Here is an 18151-nt window from a genome sequence, read left to right as displayed (position 1 = left end):
ATGAGCGGCACACTGTGCCCCGTTCCTCCCCCAATAGTTGGAACAACTTCAAGGGCTTTCTGGGTATCCCAGCTAAGCCTTTTTTTTGCCTCGGTTTTTTTTCAACGGATCGTCTGCCCCATGTTTGCTCGCTGGTTTCCCGCTGCCATCAACACCCGCCCCTCCGAATGGAGTCGCGCCGCGATCGGCATGTCCTTGGGCACGATGTTCAGCGTCTGGCTCTGCAGCCAGGTATTCGGCATGCAAGTGGCGCAGCATCTGATCGGTCCGCTGGGTGCATCGGCCGTGTTGCTGTTCGCCGTGTCCTCCGGCGCCCTCGCCCAGCCCTGGTCGATTCTTGGCGGCTACCTCAGCGCCGGGGTGGTTTCACTGCTGGTCGCTCACGTGCTCGGGCGAACCCTTGGCAGCGCTTGCCTGGCGGCGGGCATGGCGCTGATTCTGATGTGCTGGCTGCGTTGCCTGCACCCACCGGCCGGGGCCTTGGCGTTGCTGTTGGTATTGGCAGACCCGGCGACCATTGCCCTGGACTGGAAAGCCCTCGGCCCGGTGATGCTCAGTGGATCGACCATGCTGCTCATCGCCCTGGCCTACAACAACCTGACCCGTATTCGTTACCCAAAACGCGCCAGCGAACCGGCGTCCATCGTGCCGGCCGACCGCCCGCCCACCGACAGCCAGGCGATCACTGCCGCGGATCTGAAACTGGCCCTTGCCGACATGGAGGCCTTCTACGACGTCACCCCCGAAGACCTTGAACAGCTGATCCATGCCAGTGAGTTGCATGCCAAACGGCGCAGCATTGGTGAAGTCCTCAGCGGTAGAACCTGAAGAAACAAAGATCCCCTGTGGGAGCGAGCCTGCTCGCGAAGGCGGTGTGTCATACAAATCAATATTGACTGACAGCGCCCCATCGCGAGCAGGCTCGCTCCCACAGGTTCAGCGCCAACCCAAAAATCTGTTCAGGCTGCTGACTGTTGCCGCACCGGCACCGCCAGACTCACCGCGCGCACCGATGACCCGACACTCAATCCCAAACTCTTCGCAGTTGCCGCATCGACAATCAACGTCCCGGCAGCCACCCGCGCCGGTGCCGCGATAATCCGGCACTCGGCAAATTGACGGTTATGAATCAGGTAAGTCGCCGCCTGCTCCCCCGGTGTGCCAATGCTCAGTTGCAGCACCTGACTGTCGCGCACCGCACGGATATCCCCGGTGGCGCATTCGATCAGCGGGCCGCCGTCGAAGATGTCGATGTAGTCGCGGTGCTCGAATCCTTCAGCCTTGAGCATGCCCAGCGCCGGTTCGGTATTGGGGTGAACCCGCCCGATGACGGTTCGCGCCGCTTCAGGCAACAGGCAGGTGGGCAGCGGAAACTTGGGCATCAGCTCGGCGATGAAGGTTTTGTTGCCCAGCCCTGTGAGGTAGTCGGCATCGGCAAAGTCCATCTTGAAGAAGTGCCGACCCAGGCCTTCCCAGAACGGTGAAATGCCCTCTTCGTCCGAGTAGCCACGCATCTCGGCGATGACTTTCTCACCGAAGTGCTGACGAAATTCCGCCAGAAACAGGAACCGCGCCTTGGACAGCAAGCGCCCGTTCAGACCGCTGCGGTGATCGGCATGCAGAAACAGTGAACACAGTTCTGAGTGACCGGTCATGTCGTTACCGAGGAACAACGTCGGCAGTTGCTGATTGATCCCGAGGTTTTTCGAGGCCGCGACAAACAGGCCCAGTCGGTAGTTGTACCAGGGCTCGCGCAGGCCGACGGCCCCGGCCAGTGCGCAGATGCCGATGGCTTCATGCTGGTCATTCTCAAGCACAAACAGGTAATCGGCATCGGCGCGTTCGGCTTCGCCGGCGAAGGTCTTCGCTGCCCACTCCAGACGCTGGCGCAGACGCCCCGCGTCGGCAGGCAAGGTGGTCAAGCCGGTTCCGGCGCTATGGGCCAGGGCTAACAGTGCCGACAGGTCTGCCGGTGTGGCTGGACGAACGATCATTGCATTTGCTCCTGGGTAGCCCGATGTTTGGACAGAAAGACTTCGGCCAACATGCAGCGCGCGCTGCCGCCGCCGATGCGTTCGATGGTGTCGATGTTCACGGGGAGCGGCGTGGCGTGGGTTTCGATCAAACGACGTTGGGCGGCATCCAGCGATTGCCAGGCCGTGCGCGACATCACCAGCAAGGGTTCGCCCGCAGCGTTGTGGACTTCCAGCATGTTGCCGGCGAAAGATTCCAGTTGTTCCCAGCTCAGGGCAATCACCTGTTTGCCGCTGTCTTCCAGGCGTTTACGCAGGGCCAGGCGTTCGGCCGGGTGCGTGACTGACGTCAGGCAGGCCACGGCCAGGCGTGTGCCGACACTCATCATCACGTTGGTGTGGTAAATCGCGACGCCCTGACGGTCCACCGCGTTGAAGGCGCACAGTTCGTAACCCAAATGACTGACCACCTGGTCCAGAGCGCGGGCATGGGTGCGGGTGGAGTAACCGGCGTAGCAAATTCGCTGCTGACGATCCAGCACCATGCTACCGGTGCCTTCGAGGAACACTTCCTGCTGTTCGAGGCTGGAAAGGTCCAGCAACTGTTCCACCCGGTACTCGTCCCGCAGCCAGTCAAGCACGCCTTTGTCCCGTTCCAAACGCCGGTTGTGGCCCTGCATCGGGTACAGCACCAAGGTGCCGTCGGGATGGCTGCTCCACCAATTGTTAGGGAAGATCGAATCCGGGGTATGCGGCGCTTCGCGGTCGTTGTGCACCCTGACCTCGACACCGTGCTGACGCAGCGCTGCAACGTAGCCATCGAACTCTTGCAACGCCTTTTGCTGCACGTCTTCGCTGACGGCGGCCGGCTGCTGGAAACGGTTGTTCGCCGCCGTGTCCTGATTGAAGGAGAAACGTGTCGGGCGAATCATCAAAACGGTATTGGTGGTTTGCATGGGCACAGATTCAATGAGGGCTGAGAGGTACTCATTGTCTGTTTCGCAGGCTGGAAAACCCGGTTGATAAGTGTCTGCGGCGTGATGGAAACGGCTGAAAAACGTGTGTGGCCCAGCCGATTCGGCGGAGCTGAACACAAAAAAAATCGCAGCCCGAAGCTGCGATTTTTTGTTCTGCCAAACCTATTCCATCGTGGTCTTGACCATCGCCAGTTCCGGATGGCTGACCAACTTATCGATGTGCAATTCCGGGTCATCGAACCAGACTTCGGTCAGCACCCGATAGTGCTCCATGTCCCGGCAACGCATGCGCAAGCTGTAGTCGAACGCACCGCTGATCAACTGACATTCCATCACCTGAGGGCAGGCGCGGACCTTGGCTTCGAACGCCTTCTGCGCCGCGCGCCCGCTCTGGTTCGACAACGCAACCAACACCAGCAACGACAAGCCTGGCGTCAGTTTCTTTTCATCGAGAATCGCGCCATACCCACGAATGACCCCGAGCTGTTCGAGTTTGCGCACCCGTTCCAGGCACGGCCTGGGCGTGAGATGGACGCGCTCGGAAAGCTTTTGATAAGTGATGCGCCCTTCGTGGCGCAACACTTCGATGATTGCCTGATCGATACGATCAAGCACGATCGACAGATCGCGGATATCCGCCATGTACGTCTTGCCTCACTTCAAACGACCCGATAGGAATTGCTGCAAACGTTCACTTTTTGGCTGGTCAAGGATCGTAGCATCACCCTGCTCCTCGACCTTTCCCTGATGCAAAAACAACACCTGGCTGGAAACCTGCCGGGCAAACCCCATTTCGTGGGTCACCATCAACATGGTACGGCCTTCCTCGGCCAGGGCCTGAATGACCTTCAGCACCTCACCCACCAATTCCGGATCGAGTGCCGAGGTCGGCTCGTCGAACAACAGAATCTCCGGTTCCACCGCCAGGGCACGTGCGATCGCCACCCGTTGTTGCTGGCCACCGGACAGAAACGCCGGGTATTGATCGGCCACTCGTTGCGCCAGACCGACCTTGTCCAGGTAAGCCCGCGCACTTTCTTCGGCGGCCTTGCGGCTGATCCCCAACACCCGGCACGGCGCCAGCACGATGTTCTCCAGCACCGTCAGATGGCTCCACAAATTGAAATGCTGGAACACCATTGCCAGGCGCGTGCGCAGACGCTGCAATTGCGCCGGATGAGCGACGCGCATGCCACCGGCACCCGGGCGCGTGATCACGCGCTCGCCGTCCAGTTCAATGGCGCCTTCGTCCGCGCGTTCCAGAAAGTTGATGCAGCGCAGCATCGTGCTTTTACCCGAACCGCTGGCGCCGATCATGCTCACCACATCGCCTGCCCGTGCATTCAACGAGACGCCCTTGAGCACTTCGTTGTCACCAAAACGTTTATACAGATTTTCAACCGTGAGTTTGTACATGTCAGCACTCCTGGAGCGGCAGGCTTGGCGGCACCGCTCTGGACAGAAAATGGGATTTAGTGAGTCGGGCCGAGAAAACCCAGCCAACGCTTCTCTGCGAACCGGAAGGCGCCGACCAGGCCGAACGACAGCGCGAGGTACAGCAGTCCGGCAATGCCGAAGGCCTGGAACGTCATGAAGGTCGCGGCATTGGCGTCCCTGGCGACTTTGAGGATGTCTGGAATGGTGGCGGTGAACGCCACTGAGGTCGCGTGCAACATCAGGATCACTTCGTTGCTGTAATACGGCAATGCCCGGCGCAACGCCGAAGGCAGAATCAGCCGCAGGTACAGGCGCCAACCGCTCAAGCCATACGCGTGGGCGGCCTCGATTTCACCATAGGGAATGCTGCGAATTGCCCCAGCGAAGATTTCCACGGTGTAGGCGCAGGTGTTGAGCGTGAACGCGAGCAAGGTGCAATTCATCGCATCGCGAAAAAATGCTTCGAGCAGCGGTTGCGAGCGCACCACCGCGATGCCGTAGATCCCGCTGTAGCAAATCAGCAACTGGATATATAGCGGCGTGCCGCGAAACACATAAGTGAACAGCTGAACCGGCCAGCGCAGCAGGCCCCAGCGCGAGGTGCGCATGATCGCCAATGGCAGCGACAGGAAGAACCCCATCACAATGCTCGCCACCAGCAGCCACAAGGTCATGGCCAACCCGGTGAGGCTGTAGCCGTCGCTGAACAGAAAGGGTTTCCAGTATTCGGCAATCAACTCGATCATCGTGCCATCCCCCGCACACCCTGGTTGTAGCGCCGTTCCAACACGCGCAAAACGTAGTTCGAAGCGCTGGTGATCAGCAAATACAACGCGGCTGCCAGCAGCAGGAAATCGAGCATGTTGAAGGTGCTTTTACCCGCTTCCTGCGCGACTTTGACCAGGTCCGACAAACCGATGATCGACACCAGCGCCGTGGCCTTGAGCAGCACCAGCCAGTTATTGCCCAGGCTCGGCAAAGCGAAACGCATCATTTGCGGGAACACCACAAAGCGGAATCGCTGCCAGCGGTTCAGACCAAAGCACGCGGCGGCCTCCTGCTGGCCGCGCGGCACGCTCAGAATCGCCCCGCGAAAGGTCTCGGTGAAATACGCGCCGTAGATAAAACCGAGGGTGATGACCCCGGCCACGAACGGATCGATTTCCATGTAGGGCCAGTCCATGGCTTCGGTCAGGCTGCTCAGCCAGCCTTGCAGGCTGTAGAAAATCAGCAGCATCAGCACCAGGTCCGGCACCCCGCGAATCAGCGTCGTGTAGAAGGTTGCCGGCAGGTTCAACAGCTTCAGCGGCGACAGTTTCGCCGCCGCGCCGAGCAGGCCCAGTGCCATGCTCACCAGCAGCGAGAGCGCTGACAATTTCAGCGTGACCCAGGTGCCATGCAGCAACAATGGGCCATAGCCTTGCAGGGCAGAGAGATCGACCCCGATCAGATTCAGGAAGGAGTTCACGTCAGTCACCTGTCTTGAGGCGCCCGCGCGCAAGCGCTGCGCCTGTCACCAGGACGCAGCCTTTGGGGCGCGGGGATCAGTAGTTGTAGAGGTCCAGATCGCCGAAGTGTTTCTGCTGGATCTGCGCGTAGATACCCTTGTCATGCAGGGCCTTGATGGCGGCATTGAGCATGCCTTTGAGTTCTTCGTTGCCCTTGCGTACGCCGATGGCGATGTCGGAAGGCACCAGCGGGTCGCTGATGCCTTCACTGTTCTTGAAGTCAGCGCCTTGAGGGGAAGTCAAAAAGCTCATCTGCGCCTGCATTTTGTCCTGGATCGAGGCGTCGAGACGGCCAAATACCAGGTCGGCGTAGACCTGATCCTGATTCTGATAGGCCCGCAGTTTCACACCGCCCGGCCCCAACTTGGCCTTGGCGTAGGTTTCCTGGATCGTGCCCTGCATATAACCGATGGTCTTGCCCTGCAGCGACTCGGCGGTGGGCAACAGCCCGGAATCCTTGCGAGTGACGATGGCGGTCGGCCCTGCATACAGGCGGTCGGTGAAGTCGATCTGTTTTTTGCGCGCATCGGTCACGGTCATCGACGATTCGATGGCATCGAACTTGCCCGCCTTGAGCGCCGGAATCAGCCCGTCGAAGTCATTGCTGACCCACACGCATTTAACCTTCAATTCGGCGCAGATCGCATTGCCCAAATCCACGCCAAAGCCCTGCACGCCGCCATCGGCGGTGGAGGATTCAAAAGGCGGGTAGCTCGGGTTGACGCCGAATCGCAGCTCCTTCCATTCCTTGGCACTGGCGCCGGTGGTGCAGCACAGCAATGCGATTGCCGACAAGCTCAGCCATCTAGTCTTCATCTTCTTGAATCCCGATTTATTTGGAATTATCGCGGCCAGGCTAACCCGGCCACCTTTATGGGCAGGAACAGAGAGTCGATGCGGCTAACACCGCAACAGCGTTCTTATTGTTTTGCACGGTGGGCCGCACTCAGCGGCACCTGGCCTGAAACCCTCGGCAGAAGGCTTCAAACCCGAGGCCAGAATGCCAAGAGATGAGCGGGTACAGGTGTCGTACGGGCCGGTGTAGACACCCGGATTGCGCTGATAAGGCTGTTTTGACAGCCGAATCTGTCGTGAGCCCGGCCCACGGCCGTATTCAGAAAGGAATTCTCCACTGCCATTACAAAAATGCAGGCAAGACCTGCACATATGCCGGTTGTACATCACAAATTTGCACTGTTACGATCCAGCATCGCTCGCGCGCGAGCTTCTCTATAAAGAACAATAAAAGCAGGGAGTTAGTGATGACTGCTCAGGTTTCTTCTCCGCGGACTTCGTCCATGGATGCCACGCAAAACGAAGTGCTGGCCGAGGTTCGCAACCACATCGGTCACCTGACCCTCAATCGCCCCGCCGGCCTCAACGCCATTACCCTGAGCATGGTGCGTAACCTGCAGCGTCAGCTCGACGCCTGGGCACTGGATCCGCACGTACACGCGGTGGTGTTGCGCGGTGCTGGCGAGAAGGCGTTCTGTGCTGGCGGCGACATCCGTTCGCTGTACGACAGCTTTAAAAACGGCGACACGCTGCACGAAGATTTCTTCGTCGAGGAATACGCCCTCGACCTCGCGATTCATCATTACCGAAAACCTGTGCTCGCCTTGATGGACGGTTTTGTCCTGGGCGGCGGCATGGGCCTGGTGCAAGGCGCCGACTTGCGGGTGGTCACCGAGAAAAGCCGTCTGGCCATGCCGGAAGTGGCGATCGGTTATTTCCCAGATGTCGGTGGCAGCCATTTCCTGCCGCGCGTTCCCGGTGAACTGGGGATTTACCTCGGCGTCAGCGGCGTGCAGATCCGTGCGGCCGATGCGCTCTATTGCGGCCTCGCCGACTGGTACCTGGAAAGCGACAAGCTGGGCACGCTGGACGAGCAACTCGATCAACTCGAATGGCACGAAACGCCGTTGAAGGACCTTCAAGGTCTGCTGGCGAAACTGGCGGTGCAACAGCTACCCGACGCGCCATTGAGCGCGTTGCGTCCGGCCATCGATCACTTCTTCGCCCTGCCCGATGTGCCGAGTATTGTTGAGCAACTGCGTGAAGTAACGGTCGCCGACAGCCACGAGTGGGCCATGACCACCGCCGACCTGATGGAAAGCCGTTCACCGCTGGCCATGGGCGTGACCCTGGAAATGCTCCGTCGTGGTCGGCACTTGAGTCTTGAAGACTGCTTCGCCCTTGAGCTGCACCTGGATCGTCAGTGGTTCGAGCGCGGCGACCTGATCGAAGGCGTGCGCGCCTTGCTGATCGACAAAGACAAGAAACCGCGCTGGAACCCGCCGACCTTGCAGGCGCTGGACGCCGAGCACGTCGCGAGTTTCTTCAGCGGTTTTGACCAAAGCGGGAGCTGAGCCATGCACGATATCGAATTGAGCGAAGAGCAAGTCATGATCCGCGACATGGCCCGGGACTTTGCCCGCGGCGAAATCGCCCCCCACGCCCAGGCCTGGGAAAAGGCCGGCTGGATCGATGACGGTCTGGTGGCGAAGATGGGTGAACTGGGCCTGTTGGGCATGGTGGTGCCCGAGGAATGGGGCGGCACCTATGTCGACTACGTCGCCTACGCCTTGGCCGTGGAAGAGATTTCGGCCGGTGACGGCGCCACTGGCGCACTGATGAGCATTCACAACTCCGTGGGTTGCGGTCCGGTCCTCAACTACGGCACCGAAGAACAGAAACAGACCTGGCTGCCGGATCTGGCCAGCGGTCAGGCCATCGGCTGCTTCTGCCTGACCGAACCCCAGGCTGGGTCCGAAGCCCACAACCTGCGCACCCGCGCCGAACTGCGCGACGGCCAGTGGGTGATCAACGGCGCCAAGCAATTCGTCAGCAACGGCAAACGGGCCAAACTGGCCATTGTGTTTGCGGTGACCGATCCGGACCTCGGCAAGCGCGGCCTCTCGGCGTTCCTGGTGCCGACCGATACCACCGGTTTCATCGTTGATCGCACCGAACACAAAATGGGCATTCGCGCGTCCGATACCTGCGCGGTGACCCTGAGCAACTGCACGATCCCAGAAGCCAATCTGCTGGGTGAGCGCGGTAAAGGACTGGCCATCGCCCTCTCCAATCTCGAAGGCGGCCGCATCGGCATCGCGGCACAAGCGCTGGGCATTGCCCGCGCGGCGTTTGAAGCGGCGCTGGCTTATTCGCGGGATCGGGTACAGTTCGACAAGCCGATCATCGAGCACCAGAGCATTGCCAACATGCTGGCCGACATGCACACCCGGTTGAACGCGGCACGACTGCTGATCCTGCATGCCGCGCGATTGCGCAGTGCCGGCAAGCCGTGTCTGTCGGAGGCTTCACAGGCCAAATTGTTCGCGTCGGAGATGGCCGAGAAAGTGTGTTCGTCGGCGATGCAGATTCATGGCGGGTATGGGTATCTGGAGGATTACCCGGTGGAGCGTTACTACCGGGATGCGCGGATTACGCAGATTTATGAAGGGTCGAGCGAGATACAGCGGATGGTGATTGCCCGGGAGTTGAAGCACTACCTGGTCTAAATCAACGCCACAGAACTGATCGTTCCTACGCTCTGCGTGGGAACGCCGCCCGGGACGCTCCGCGTCCCTTCTCAAGCGAGACGCAGAGCGTCACAGGATGCATTCCCACGCAGAGCGTGGGAACGATCAAAGCTTCGACTTGCTCGCGAAAGAGCCTTCAAGGGCGCTACATCACTTGCCTTGGAATTCGGCTTCACGCTTGGCAATAAACGCCGCCATCCCTTCTTTCTGATCTTGTGTGGCAAACGCCGCATGGAACACCCGACGTTCAAAACGCACACCTTCCGACAGGCTCACTTCAAACGCGCGGTTGACGCTTTCCTTGATCATCATTGCAATCGGCAACGACTTCTTGGCAATCACCGCCGCGACTTTCAACGCTTCTTCCAGCAACTCATCAGCCGGAACAATCCGCGCGACAATCCCGCAACGCTCCGCTTCCACCGCATCGATCAAGCGACCGCTGAGGCACATTTCCATGGCCTTGGCCTTGCCCACTGCGCGGGTCAGGCGCTGGGTGCCGCCCATGCCCGGCAGTACGCCGAGGTTGATTTCCGGCTGACCGAACTTGGCATTGTCGCCAGCCAGGATGAAGTCGCACATCAGCGCCAGTTCGCACCCACCGCCCAAGGCGAAACCGTTGACGGCGGCAATGATCGGCTTGCGGCGGTTAGCCACGCGATCGCTGTCGCTGAACAGGTCATCGAGGTAGATCTGCGGGTAGGTCAGCTCGGCCATTTCCTTGATGTCGGCGCCGGCCGCGAAGGCTTTTTTCGAGCCCGTGAGCACGATGCAGCCGATGTTCGAATCAGCTTCCAGGCCATCGAGGGCGTGGTTCAGCTCGCTGACGATCTGCGCGTTCAACGCATTCAGCGCTTGCGGACGGTTCAGGGTGATCAGGCCAACGCGACCATGGGTTTCCAACAAAATCGTTTCGTAGTTCACAAGTAGCTTCCTTCTCAAAGATTGCGCGAAATAACCATGCGCTGAATGTCGCTGGTGCCTTCGTAGATCTGGCAAACGCGTACGTCGCGGTAGATCCGTTCCAGCGGGAAATCGTTCAAGTAACCGTAACCGCCGAGGGTTTGCAACGCCGAGGAGCAGACTTTCTCGGCCATTTCCGAGGCGAACAGCTTGGCCATGGACGCTTCGACCAAGGCCGGCTTGCCGCTGTCACGCAGCGCCGCCGCGTAATGCACCATCTGCCGGGCGACGGCGATCTGGGTCGCCATGTCCGCCAGGCGGAACGCGACCGCTTGATGTTCGATGATCGGCTTGCCGAAGCTTTCACGCTCGCGGGCGTAGTCGCGGGCCGCTTCGAACGCAGCGCGGGCCATGCCCACCGATTGCGAAGCGATGCCGACACGGCCGCCTTCGAGGTTGGCCAGGGCGATTCGATAACCTTCGCCCTCCTCGCCCAAGCGGTTGGCCACCGGCACTTTCACGTCCTCGAATAGGATCTGGCAAGTGTCGGAGGCATGCTGGCCGAGTTTGTCTTCGACCCGTGCGACTTTATAGCCTGGCGAATCGGTCGGTACGATCAATGCGGTGATGCCGCGCTTGCCAGCACTCGGATCGGTCACGGCGAACACGATCACCACCCCGGCGTTCTGCCCGGAGGTGATGAACTGCTTGCAGCCGTTCAACACGTAGTGATCGCCTTCCAGACGGGCACGGGTTTTCAGGCCGCTGGCGTCGGAGCCGGCCTGCGGTTCGGTCAGGGCAAACGCCCCGAGCATCGAGCCGCTGGCCAACGGTTTGAGGAAGCGTTCTTTCTGGTCGTCGTTGCCGTACTTGAGAATCGGCACACAACCCACCGAGTTGTGCACGCTCATGATGGTCGAGCAGGCGCCGTCGCCGGCCGCGATTTCTTCCAGGGCCATGGCGTAGGCCAGGTAACCGGTGTCGCAACCGCCCCACTCTTCGGGCACCAGCATGCCGAAGAAGCCCAGTTCGGCCATCTCGCCGATGGCTTCCGTGGGGAAGCGATGCTCGCGGTCCCACTCGGCGGCGAACGGTTTCAGCCGTTCCTGGGCAAACTGCCGGGCCGCGTCGCTGATCTGAAGTTGTTCGTCATTGGGAATCATGCCAAATCCTTAATTTGGTTAAGACGCAGGTCCTGCGGGAGCCGTGTGGCGAGGGGGCTTGCCCCCGTTCGAGTGCGCAGCGCTCGCAGATTTGTGGGGCCGCTGCGCGGCCCAACGGGGGCAAGCCCCCTCGCTACAAAGCCCACTCCCACAGGGATTTGCGTCAGCCCTTAGTAAAGGCATTCAACGGCCATGGCCGTGGCTTCGCCGCCGCCGATGCAGATCGCTGCAACGCCGCGTTTCAGGCCTTTCTGGCGCAGCGCCGAGAGCAAGGTCACGAGGATCCGCGCCCCGGATGCGCCGATCGGGTGGCCGAGGGCGCAGGCGCCGCCGTGAACGTTGATCTTCTCGTGGGGGATTTCCAGTTTGGTCATGGTCACCAGACTGACCACGGCGAAGGCTTCGTTGACTTCGACCAGATCGACTTCGTCCAGGGACCAGCCGGTTTTCTTCATCAGCTTCTCGATCGCGCCCACCGGTGCCACCGGGAACAGGCCCGGGGTGTCGGCAAACGCCGCGTGGCCGTGAATCACTGCCAGTGGTTTCAGGCCGCGTTTTTCAGCTTCGGAACGGCGCATCAACACCAGTGCGGCGGCGCCATCGGAGATCGAGCTGGAGTTCGCCGCCGTCACCGTGCCGCCATCGCGGAACGCCGGTTTCAAGGAAGCGATCTTGTCCAGTTTGGCTTTCGGTGGCTGTTCGTCGTTGCTGATCAGCACCTGCTCTTTGCCGACGGTCACGGTGAGCGGCACGATCTCGTCTTTGAAGCTGCCATCCTTGATCGCCTGCTGCGCACGGGTGGTCGAGGCAATGGCAAACGCGTCCTGGGCTTCACGGGTGAAACCGTTGGTTTCAGCGCAATCCTCGGCGAAGGTGCCCATCAGGCGACCCTTGTCGTAAGCGTCTTCCAGGCCGTCAAGGAACATGTGGTCAAGGACGCGACCGTGGCCCATGCGGTAACCGCTACGGGCGCGGTCCAGCAGATACGGCGCGTTGGACATGCTTTCCATGCCGCCGGCGACAACCACGTCGGCGCTGCCGGCCACCAGCATGTCGTGGGCCAGAATGGCCGCTTCCATGCCCGAACCGCACATCTTGTTGAGGGTGGTGCAGCGGGTCGATTTATCCAGCCCGGCGCCCAATGCAGCCTGACGCGCTGGCGCTTGGCCAAGGCCGGCGGACAGGACGCAACCGAACAGCACTTCTTCAACCGAGTCTGGCGCCACACCGGCACGTTCGACGGCGGCGCGAATCGCCGCAGCACCGAGTTGCGGTGCGGTCAGGCTTTTCAGTTCGCCCTGGAAACCGCCCATCGGGGTGCGGACGGCGCTGACGATAACAATGGGATCGTTGGAAATAGTCATGACAAATCCTCCTTACTTGGCGGCCATGCGCAAGGCACCGTCGAGACGGATCACCTCGCCATTGAGCATGCTGTTTTCAATGATATGCCTGACCAGCCCGGCATACTCGCTCGGTTTGCCCAAGCGCGGCGGAAACGGCACGCCAGCCGCCAAAGATGCGCGGACTTCCGGGGTCATGCCAGCCATCATCGGGGTTTCGAAAATGCCCGGGGCGATGGTCATCACGCGGATGCCGAAGCGCGCCAGTTCACGGGCGGCGGGCAAGGTCAGGCTGACGATCGCGCCCTTGGAGGCGGCATACGCGGCCTGACCGATCTGGCCGTCATAGGCGGCAGCCGAGGCGGTGTTGATGATCACGCCGCGCTCGCCGTCAGCATCGGCTTCGGTTTCGGCAATCGCCGCCGCGGCCAGGCGCAGCATGTTGAAACTGCCGATCAGGTTGACGTTGATCACCTGGCTGAAATTGGCCAGCAGGTGCGGGCCGTTCTTGCCGAGAATCTTCTCACCGCGCACGATGCCGGCGCAGTTGACCAGGCCATTGAGGCCACCAAAGGCTTTGACCGTCGCCTGCACAGCAGCTTCGGCCGCAGCTTCGTTGCTGATGTCCGCCACCACGCTTTGCGCGCCGAGACGTTCAGCCTGGGCCGCAACGGCTTCGGCGTTCATGTCCACCAGCATCACTTTGGCACCGGCCGCGACCAGCATTTCAGCCGTGGCCGCACCGAGGCCGGATGCACCGCCGGTGACGAGAAAAACCTTGTTTTCGATCTGCATCATTGTTTCCTTGGATTCAAGCTGAAACGTTCTTCGCGGCGGCCTCTTGAGCCTTGGCGATTTCCTGGTTGCGCAAGATAAAGCGCTGCAATTTGCCGCTTGGGGTTTTCGGCAATTCGCTGACAAACTCGATTTCACGGGGGTACGAGTGCGCGGCCAGTCGTTTGCGCACGTGTTGGCGCAATTCTTCGGCCAGTTCCGGCGCCGCGCGGTATTGCGGGTTGAGCACGACAAAGGCCTTGACCAGTTCGGTGCGTTCCGGATCGGGCTTGCCGACCACCGCCGCTTCAACCACGGCCGGGTGTTCGATCAACGCGCTTTCCACGTCGAACGGACCGACGCGATAGCCGGAGGTGGTGATCACGTCGTCGCTGCGACCGACGAAGCTGATGCTGCCATCCGGGTTCCACTCGACGGTGTCGCCGCTCAGGTAATAGTTACCGACGAAGGCCTTGGTCGGTGCGCCTTCGTAACCGGCGAACCAGCACATCGGCGACTGGGTGCGATCGATGGCCAGAATGCCCGGTTGGCCGACGCCGAGTTCCTTGTACTCGTCATCCAGCACCACGATGCGGTGGCCCGGCGAGGCGAAACCGGCGGCGCCCATGTGGATCGGGTGCTCCAGGCCATGGTGATTGCACAGCACCATACCCAGTTCGGTCTGGCCATAGTGGTCGTGGATGACCACGCCGAGGTTGTCGGCGAACCAGCGAATCACTTCCGGGTTCAGCGGCTCGCCGGCACTGCTGACGATGCGCAGCTTGCCCTTGATCGAACGGGCGAACTCGTCGCCACCCGCGATCAACAGGCGATAGGCCGTCGGCGAGCCGGTGAGGTTGGTGATCCCGTATTTGTTGATCACCCGGCAGGTGCTTTCGAGGGAGAACGGGCCATCATAAAAGGTGATCGGATGCCCCATGGCCATCGGCCCGGTGACCCCGAAATAGATGCCGTAGGCCCAACCCGGATCGGCGAGGTTCCAGAAGGCGTCTTCAGGGCGCAAGTCCACGGCGTCACGGGTGTAGCTTTGGAAGGCGACGATGGCCTTGAGCGGAACGGACAGCGCTTTCGATGGACCGGTGGTGCCCGAGGTGAACATCAGCAGGAACGGGTCTTCGCCCGTCAGCAGGACCGGTTCGCACTCGGCAGAATAATTGGCCAGTTCGGCCCAGAAGCTGTAATCGCCGCGGACGATGCCTTGGCCTTTGGGGCCGGCCACGGTGACGATGGTCGGGCAGTCGGTGACTTCAGTAAGTTTGGAACGATTGCCCGCGTCGGTGACCACCACTTTGGCGCCCGAGGAGCTGAGGCGGTGTTCGATGGCTTTCGGGCCGAATGCCGTGAACAGCGGCTGGTAGACCGCGCCGATGCGCCAGGTGGCGAATACGGTGATCAACAGTTCGATGTTACGTGGCAGGAGACCGGCCACCTTGTCGCCTTTTTTCACGCCCTGGGCCAGCAGGAAATTGGCGAAACGCGCGGCTTTGTCCTGCAAGTCGCTGAAAGTGTAGGTCGCGCTGGCGCCATCGCGGCCTTCCCAGAACAGCGCGATGCGCCCCGGCAAGGCATGCCGGTCGCAACACTCGACGCAGGCATTGAGGGCAGTCAAATCGCCTGCGAGTGCAGCGTCGACGGTGTGCTGATAATTGAACTGTGATGTAGCAGACAAGTAATCGCGCATTGCCAGAATCCCTTTGTTTTTTTATTAGGCTGGGGAACCTCGATTAACAAGGAAATACTCGCTCTGCGCGGGGCGCGGGACAATGGTCAAAGCTATCAAGTTGCGTGACTGGTTTGGCCAAGATTGGAGAGATACGGCGCCTGCCAGGGCCTCATCGCGAGCAGGCTCGCGCCCACAGGGGAACGCATTCCAAATGTGGGAGCGAGCCTGCTCGCGATAGCGTCAGCCCAGACACCACAGGCTTCGGATCAGTCAGCTGGCTTCGTTGAGGATCAGGCTGCGGTAATGCCCGGGATTTGACCCCGACCACTTGCGAAATGCCTTGTAGAACGAGCTGGTATCGGCAAAGCCCAGCCGCGTGGCAATCTCGGCAAAGCTGATGGTCGGTTCTGCCAGCCAGACAATCGCCAACTCCTTGCGCACGCTGTCCTTGAGCCCCTGGTAAGTCTGGCCCTCTTCGGCGAGGCGTCGACGCAAGGTGGAAGCCGACATGCACAGTTGTTGTGCCAGGGGTTCGGTTTCCGGCCAGTGTTCGGCGGGCAGTTGTCGCAAATCGTGCTTGATCCGGCTGGCCAGGCTCTCCGGGTCGCGGTACTTGACCAGAATATTGGCCGGCGCATGGGCCAGGAAACGCTTGAGTTCTTCCGGGCTGCGCTTGATCGGCAAGTCCAGGCACTCGGCGGAGAAAATCATCCGCGTGCGCGGCCGGTCGAAACGCAGGTTCTCGGAGAACATCACCTGATAGTCATCGCAGAAGTCAGGCTGCGGGCAGCGCAACTCGATGGCCAGGATCGGAATTCGTCGCCCCGCCAGCCAGCAGGCGACGCCGTGAACGATCATCCAGTAGGTGAAATACGTGAAGGCGCGGCGCGGGTCCTGGTCGTCTTCGAGCAGGACGATTTCCGCCAGGCTTTGCTGACGAACCAGTTGCGCGGGCAGGTGTTCGAGCATCAACGACAAAAAGCTCAAACCCGAGGTCAGGCCGGCAGCCAGGCTCGGCTGGACCATGGAGCAGCGACAGAGAAACTCAAGACTGCCGGATTTGAGTTTGCGCGGGTCCATGCCAAAAAACTCATCGTCCCCGCGTCGGGCCAGTAAACGCCACAGACGCGCATAAGCAGTGGCCGGCACGCGTGCATCGCTGCTGTCGAGCAGTGCCGGATCGATACCGACCTTGGTCAACACCTCATCGGTGGTCGCCCCGGGGGCGCAACTTTGCAACAGTGCTTCACGCACCAGTTGAATGGAGATGGTGTCTTTTTCCGACATTGACCGAGCTAAGCCCTGTTCTTGTTTGAAGTGGTGGGCCTATTTGCCCGCCGTGCTACAGAATCCGGTACAACAACCGCTCGATCCGCACCCGACTCACGCGTTTGAGAAACTTGGCCACCCCTGGCGGGTACTCCAGCAGCGTTTCCAGTTCCTGGTATCGCTCGATGCGACGGGTGTTCTCGAAAATCTCCGCCAGCTCCTTACGTCGCGGCTCCAGCAACTCGCCTTTCGGATCATCGATCAGCAAGGCGTTTTCCAGATCGAGCCGGAACGCCCGCGGGTTGAGGTTGTTGCCGGTCAGCAAAGTGTAGCGCTGGTCGATCCACATGCCCTTGAGGTGATAGGTGTTGTCGCCGTCACGCCACAGATGCAGGTTCAACTGGCCGCTGTCGACGCTGCGATGATGACGCTTGGCGAAGCGCCGCAGGCTGATCTCGTAAAGGTACGGCAGCGCCGAAATCACCTTGAACGGCTCGCTCGGCGGAATGTAGAAGTCGTTGGCCGTCTTGTCGCCGACAATGATGTCGATCTTCACGCCGCGCGCCAGTGCCCGGTTGATTTCCCGGGTCACGGCCAGCGGCAGGTTGAAGTACGGCGTGCAGATGGTCAGTTGATGCTGAGCGCTGGCGATCAACTCGCAAATCACTCGACTCAACGGGTTGTTCTTGCCGACACCGAGCAATGGGCTGACCGACAAACTGCCCTTTTCCGTGGTGCCAGTCGTGGTGTCGTACGCCGCGTGCTTGAGGCGGCTGCGCAGGTCGCCGATGTCGTTGCGCAGGCTGCGGGTGGTCGGCAGGTTTGGCAAATCCAGACGATGCACCGCTTTGGAGGCGATCAGACCGTGCTGGATCAGGTGCTGCATCGAATCGGCCAGGGCGCTGTTCTGCAGCAGGTGATAACGGTCGTAGCGGTACTTGTCGAATTTGTGCAGGTAAACGTTGTTCAGGCTCGCGCCGCTGTAGATCACGCAATCGTCGATCACGAAGCCCTTCAAATGCAACACGCCGAACAGCTCTCGGGTCTGCACCGGAACGCCATACACCGGCACTTCACTGGCATGAGTGCGGGTGGTTTCCTGATACCAGGCCGAGTTGCCCGGCTGCTTGCCGGCGCCGATCAAGCCGCGCTGGGCGCGCAGCCAGTCAACGACGACCACCACGTCCAGTTCCGGACGTGCCAGTTTGGCCGCGTGCAAGGCATCGAGAATTTCCTGACCGGCTTCATCCTGTTGCAGATAGAGCGCGACGATATAGATGCGTCGGGTGGCGCTGGCGATCTTTTCCAGCAGGCACCGACGAAACTCGGCAGCACCGGAAAGGAAGGTGACGGCATCGGCGGTCAGCGGAAAACTGCGCAGTTTGGGCAGCAGAGAGCGTTTGAAAAGCGACGGCATAGGGCTCGCAAAAAGGTCGAATCCGAAGAACCCGAGAGCTTACACCATGGATCGGCTCGGGTCTTGTGAGTGTCTGTAAAGGCCCCTTCGCGAGCAGGCTCGCTCCCACATTGAAATGCATTCCCTGTGGGAGCGAGCCTACTCGCGAAAGCGATTTT

Annotated in this window: 17 protein-coding genes; 3 read left to right on the top strand and 14 right to left on the bottom strand. The window is 60.7% G+C overall.

What is annotated here, in order from left to right:
* Nucleotides 1-120 precede the first annotated feature (120 nt).
* Nucleotides 121-828 (top strand): HPP family protein, encoded by a 708-nt coding sequence (locus AC3WP4_RS23230; RefSeq protein ID WP_102615456.1) that lies wholly within the window; start codon nt 121-123, stop codon nt 826-828.
* Between the two features lie 131 nt (nt 829-959).
* On the opposite strand, the gene astA is transcribed toward AC3WP4_RS23230, so the two are convergent.
* The 7 genes from astA to AC3WP4_RS23195 all read right to left on the bottom strand — a co-directional run bounded on the left by astA (nt 960) and on the right by AC3WP4_RS23195 (nt 6711).
* The gene (gene astA, locus AC3WP4_RS23225) at nt 960-1994 is read right to left on the bottom strand and encodes an arginine N-succinyltransferase (RefSeq protein ID WP_074876719.1); all 1035 of its coding nucleotides are present in this window, start codon (nt 1992-1994) and stop codon (nt 960-962) included.
* On the bottom strand, nt 1991-2929 hold the full coding sequence (gene ctlX / locus AC3WP4_RS23220; RefSeq protein ID WP_074876721.1) for a citrulline utilization hydrolase CtlX: 939 nt from the start codon (nt 2927-2929) through the stop codon (nt 1991-1993). The genes astA and ctlX overlap by 4 nt, the downstream gene beginning before the upstream one ends.
* Nucleotides 2930-3112: 183 nt before the next feature.
* Nucleotides 3113-3592 (bottom strand): Lrp/AsnC family transcriptional regulator, encoded by a 480-nt coding sequence (locus AC3WP4_RS23215; protein WP_074876723.1) that lies wholly within the window; start codon nt 3590-3592, stop codon nt 3113-3115.
* 12 nt (nt 3593-3604) lie between these two features.
* Nucleotides 3605-4366: an ABC transporter ATP-binding protein gene (locus AC3WP4_RS23210; RefSeq protein ID WP_074876725.1), complete on the bottom strand. Its 762-nt coding sequence runs from the start codon at nt 4364-4366 to the stop codon at nt 3605-3607.
* A 56-nt stretch (nt 4367-4422) separates the two neighbouring features.
* On the bottom strand, nt 4423-5133 hold the full coding sequence (locus AC3WP4_RS23205; protein ID WP_074876727.1) for an ABC transporter permease: 711 nt from the start codon (nt 5131-5133) through the stop codon (nt 4423-4425).
* The gene (locus tag AC3WP4_RS23200) at nt 5130-5855 is read right to left on the bottom strand and encodes an ABC transporter permease (RefSeq protein WP_033054762.1); all 726 of its coding nucleotides are present in this window, start codon (nt 5853-5855) and stop codon (nt 5130-5132) included. The genes AC3WP4_RS23205 and AC3WP4_RS23200 overlap by 4 nt, the downstream gene beginning before the upstream one ends.
* 76 nt (nt 5856-5931) lie before the next feature.
* Entirely contained in the window at nt 5932-6711 is a 780-nt protein-coding gene (locus AC3WP4_RS23195; RefSeq protein ID WP_074876729.1) for a transporter substrate-binding domain-containing protein, read from the bottom strand.
* A 446-nt stretch (nt 6712-7157) separates the two neighbouring features.
* On the opposite strand from AC3WP4_RS23195, the gene AC3WP4_RS23190 reads away from it, so the two are divergent.
* Both AC3WP4_RS23190 and AC3WP4_RS23185 read left to right on the top strand, forming a co-directional pair.
* Nucleotides 7158-8264: an enoyl-CoA hydratase/isomerase family protein gene (locus AC3WP4_RS23190; RefSeq protein WP_102615455.1), complete on the top strand. Its 1107-nt coding sequence runs from the start codon at nt 7158-7160 to the stop codon at nt 8262-8264.
* Nucleotides 8265-8267: 3 nt separating this feature from the next.
* Complete coding sequence (locus AC3WP4_RS23185; protein ID WP_102615454.1) at nt 8268-9419, top strand: acyl-CoA dehydrogenase family protein; 1152 nt, start codon at nt 8268-8270, stop codon at nt 9417-9419.
* A gap of 171 nt (nt 9420-9590) precedes the next feature.
* Here AC3WP4_RS23185 and AC3WP4_RS23180 read toward each other — a convergent pair whose 3' ends face one another.
* The 7 genes from AC3WP4_RS23180 to pssA all read right to left on the bottom strand — a co-directional run bounded on the left by AC3WP4_RS23180 (nt 9591) and on the right by pssA (nt 17993).
* Nucleotides 9591-10364, bottom strand: a complete 774-nt coding sequence (locus AC3WP4_RS23180) for an enoyl-CoA hydratase (RefSeq protein ID WP_102615453.1) — start codon at nt 10362-10364, stop codon at nt 9591-9593.
* A 14-nt stretch (nt 10365-10378) separates the two neighbouring features.
* Nucleotides 10379-11506: an acyl-CoA dehydrogenase gene (locus AC3WP4_RS23175; RefSeq protein ID WP_102615452.1), complete on the bottom strand. Its 1128-nt coding sequence runs from the start codon at nt 11504-11506 to the stop codon at nt 10379-10381.
* Between the two features lie 170 nt (nt 11507-11676).
* Nucleotides 11677-12870, bottom strand: coding sequence for an acetyl-CoA C-acyltransferase (locus AC3WP4_RS23170; protein WP_074876735.1), 1194 nt, complete (start codon nt 12868-12870; stop codon nt 11677-11679).
* 12 nt (nt 12871-12882) lie between these two features.
* Entirely contained in the window at nt 12883-13644 is a 762-nt protein-coding gene (locus AC3WP4_RS23165; protein ID WP_074876737.1) for an SDR family NAD(P)-dependent oxidoreductase, read from the bottom strand.
* 16 nt (nt 13645-13660) lie between these two features.
* A complete protein-coding gene (locus AC3WP4_RS23160) occupies nt 13661-15325 on the bottom strand; it encodes an AMP-binding protein (RefSeq protein ID WP_102615451.1) in 1665 nt (554 codons plus the stop codon).
* Nucleotides 15326-15577: 252 nt separating this feature from the next.
* Nucleotides 15578-16594, bottom strand: a complete 1017-nt coding sequence (locus AC3WP4_RS23155; protein WP_074876742.1) for an AraC family transcriptional regulator — start codon at nt 16592-16594, stop codon at nt 15578-15580.
* Nucleotides 16595-16649: 55 nt separating this feature from the next.
* The gene (gene pssA, locus AC3WP4_RS23150) at nt 16650-17993 is read right to left on the bottom strand and encodes a CDP-diacylglycerol--serine O-phosphatidyltransferase (RefSeq protein ID WP_074876745.1); all 1344 of its coding nucleotides are present in this window, start codon (nt 17991-17993) and stop codon (nt 16650-16652) included.
* Nucleotides 17994-18151 lie beyond the last annotated feature (158 nt).

This window comes from Pseudomonas sp. FW305-20, from assembly GCF_058788075.1.
The sequence above is the reverse complement of the archived record's forward strand: the minus strand, read 5'-3'. Positions and strand labels throughout refer to the sequence as shown.

Excerpts from the sequence above, each read along its gene's own strand:
- AC3WP4_RS23230 (WP_102615456.1), top strand. The coding sequence starts at position 121 with ATGTTTGCTCGCTGGTTTCCCGCTGCCATCAACACCCGCCCCTCCGAA.
- astA (WP_074876719.1), bottom strand. The coding sequence starts at position 1,994 with ATGATCGTTCGTCCAGCCACACCGGCAGACCTGTCGGCACTGTTAGCC.
- ctlX (WP_074876721.1), bottom strand. The coding sequence starts at position 2,929 with ATGCAAACCACCAATACCGTTTTGATGATTCGCCCGACACGTTTCTCC.
- AC3WP4_RS23215 (WP_074876723.1), bottom strand. The coding sequence starts at position 3,592 with ATGGCGGATATCCGCGATCTGTCGATCGTGCTTGATCGTATCGATCAG.
- AC3WP4_RS23210 (WP_074876725.1), bottom strand. The coding sequence starts at position 4,366 with ATGTACAAACTCACGGTTGAAAATCTGTATAAACGTTTTGGTGACAAC.
- AC3WP4_RS23205 (WP_074876727.1), bottom strand. The coding sequence starts at position 5,133 with ATGATCGAGTTGATTGCCGAATACTGGAAACCCTTTCTGTTCAGCGAC.
- AC3WP4_RS23195 (WP_074876729.1), bottom strand. The coding sequence starts at position 6,711 with ATGAAGACTAGATGGCTGAGCTTGTCGGCAATCGCATTGCTGTGCTGC.
- AC3WP4_RS23190 (WP_102615455.1), top strand. The coding sequence starts at position 7,158 with ATGACTGCTCAGGTTTCTTCTCCGCGGACTTCGTCCATGGATGCCACG.
- AC3WP4_RS23185 (WP_102615454.1), top strand. The coding sequence starts at position 8,268 with ATGCACGATATCGAATTGAGCGAAGAGCAAGTCATGATCCGCGACATG.
- AC3WP4_RS23175 (WP_102615452.1), bottom strand. The coding sequence starts at position 11,506 with ATGATTCCCAATGACGAACAACTTCAGATCAGCGACGCGGCCCGGCAG.
- AC3WP4_RS23170 (WP_074876735.1), bottom strand. The coding sequence starts at position 12,870 with ATGACTATTTCCAACGATCCCATTGTTATCGTCAGCGCCGTCCGCACC.
- AC3WP4_RS23165 (WP_074876737.1), bottom strand. The coding sequence starts at position 13,644 with ATGCAGATCGAAAACAAGGTTTTTCTCGTCACCGGCGGTGCATCCGGC.
- AC3WP4_RS23160 (WP_102615451.1), bottom strand. The coding sequence starts at position 15,325 with ATGCGCGATTACTTGTCTGCTACATCACAGTTCAATTATCAGCACACC.
- AC3WP4_RS23155 (WP_074876742.1), bottom strand. The coding sequence starts at position 16,594 with ATGTCGGAAAAAGACACCATCTCCATTCAACTGGTGCGTGAAGCACTG.
- pssA (WP_074876745.1), bottom strand. The coding sequence starts at position 17,993 with ATGCCGTCGCTTTTCAAACGCTCTCTGCTGCCCAAACTGCGCAGTTTT.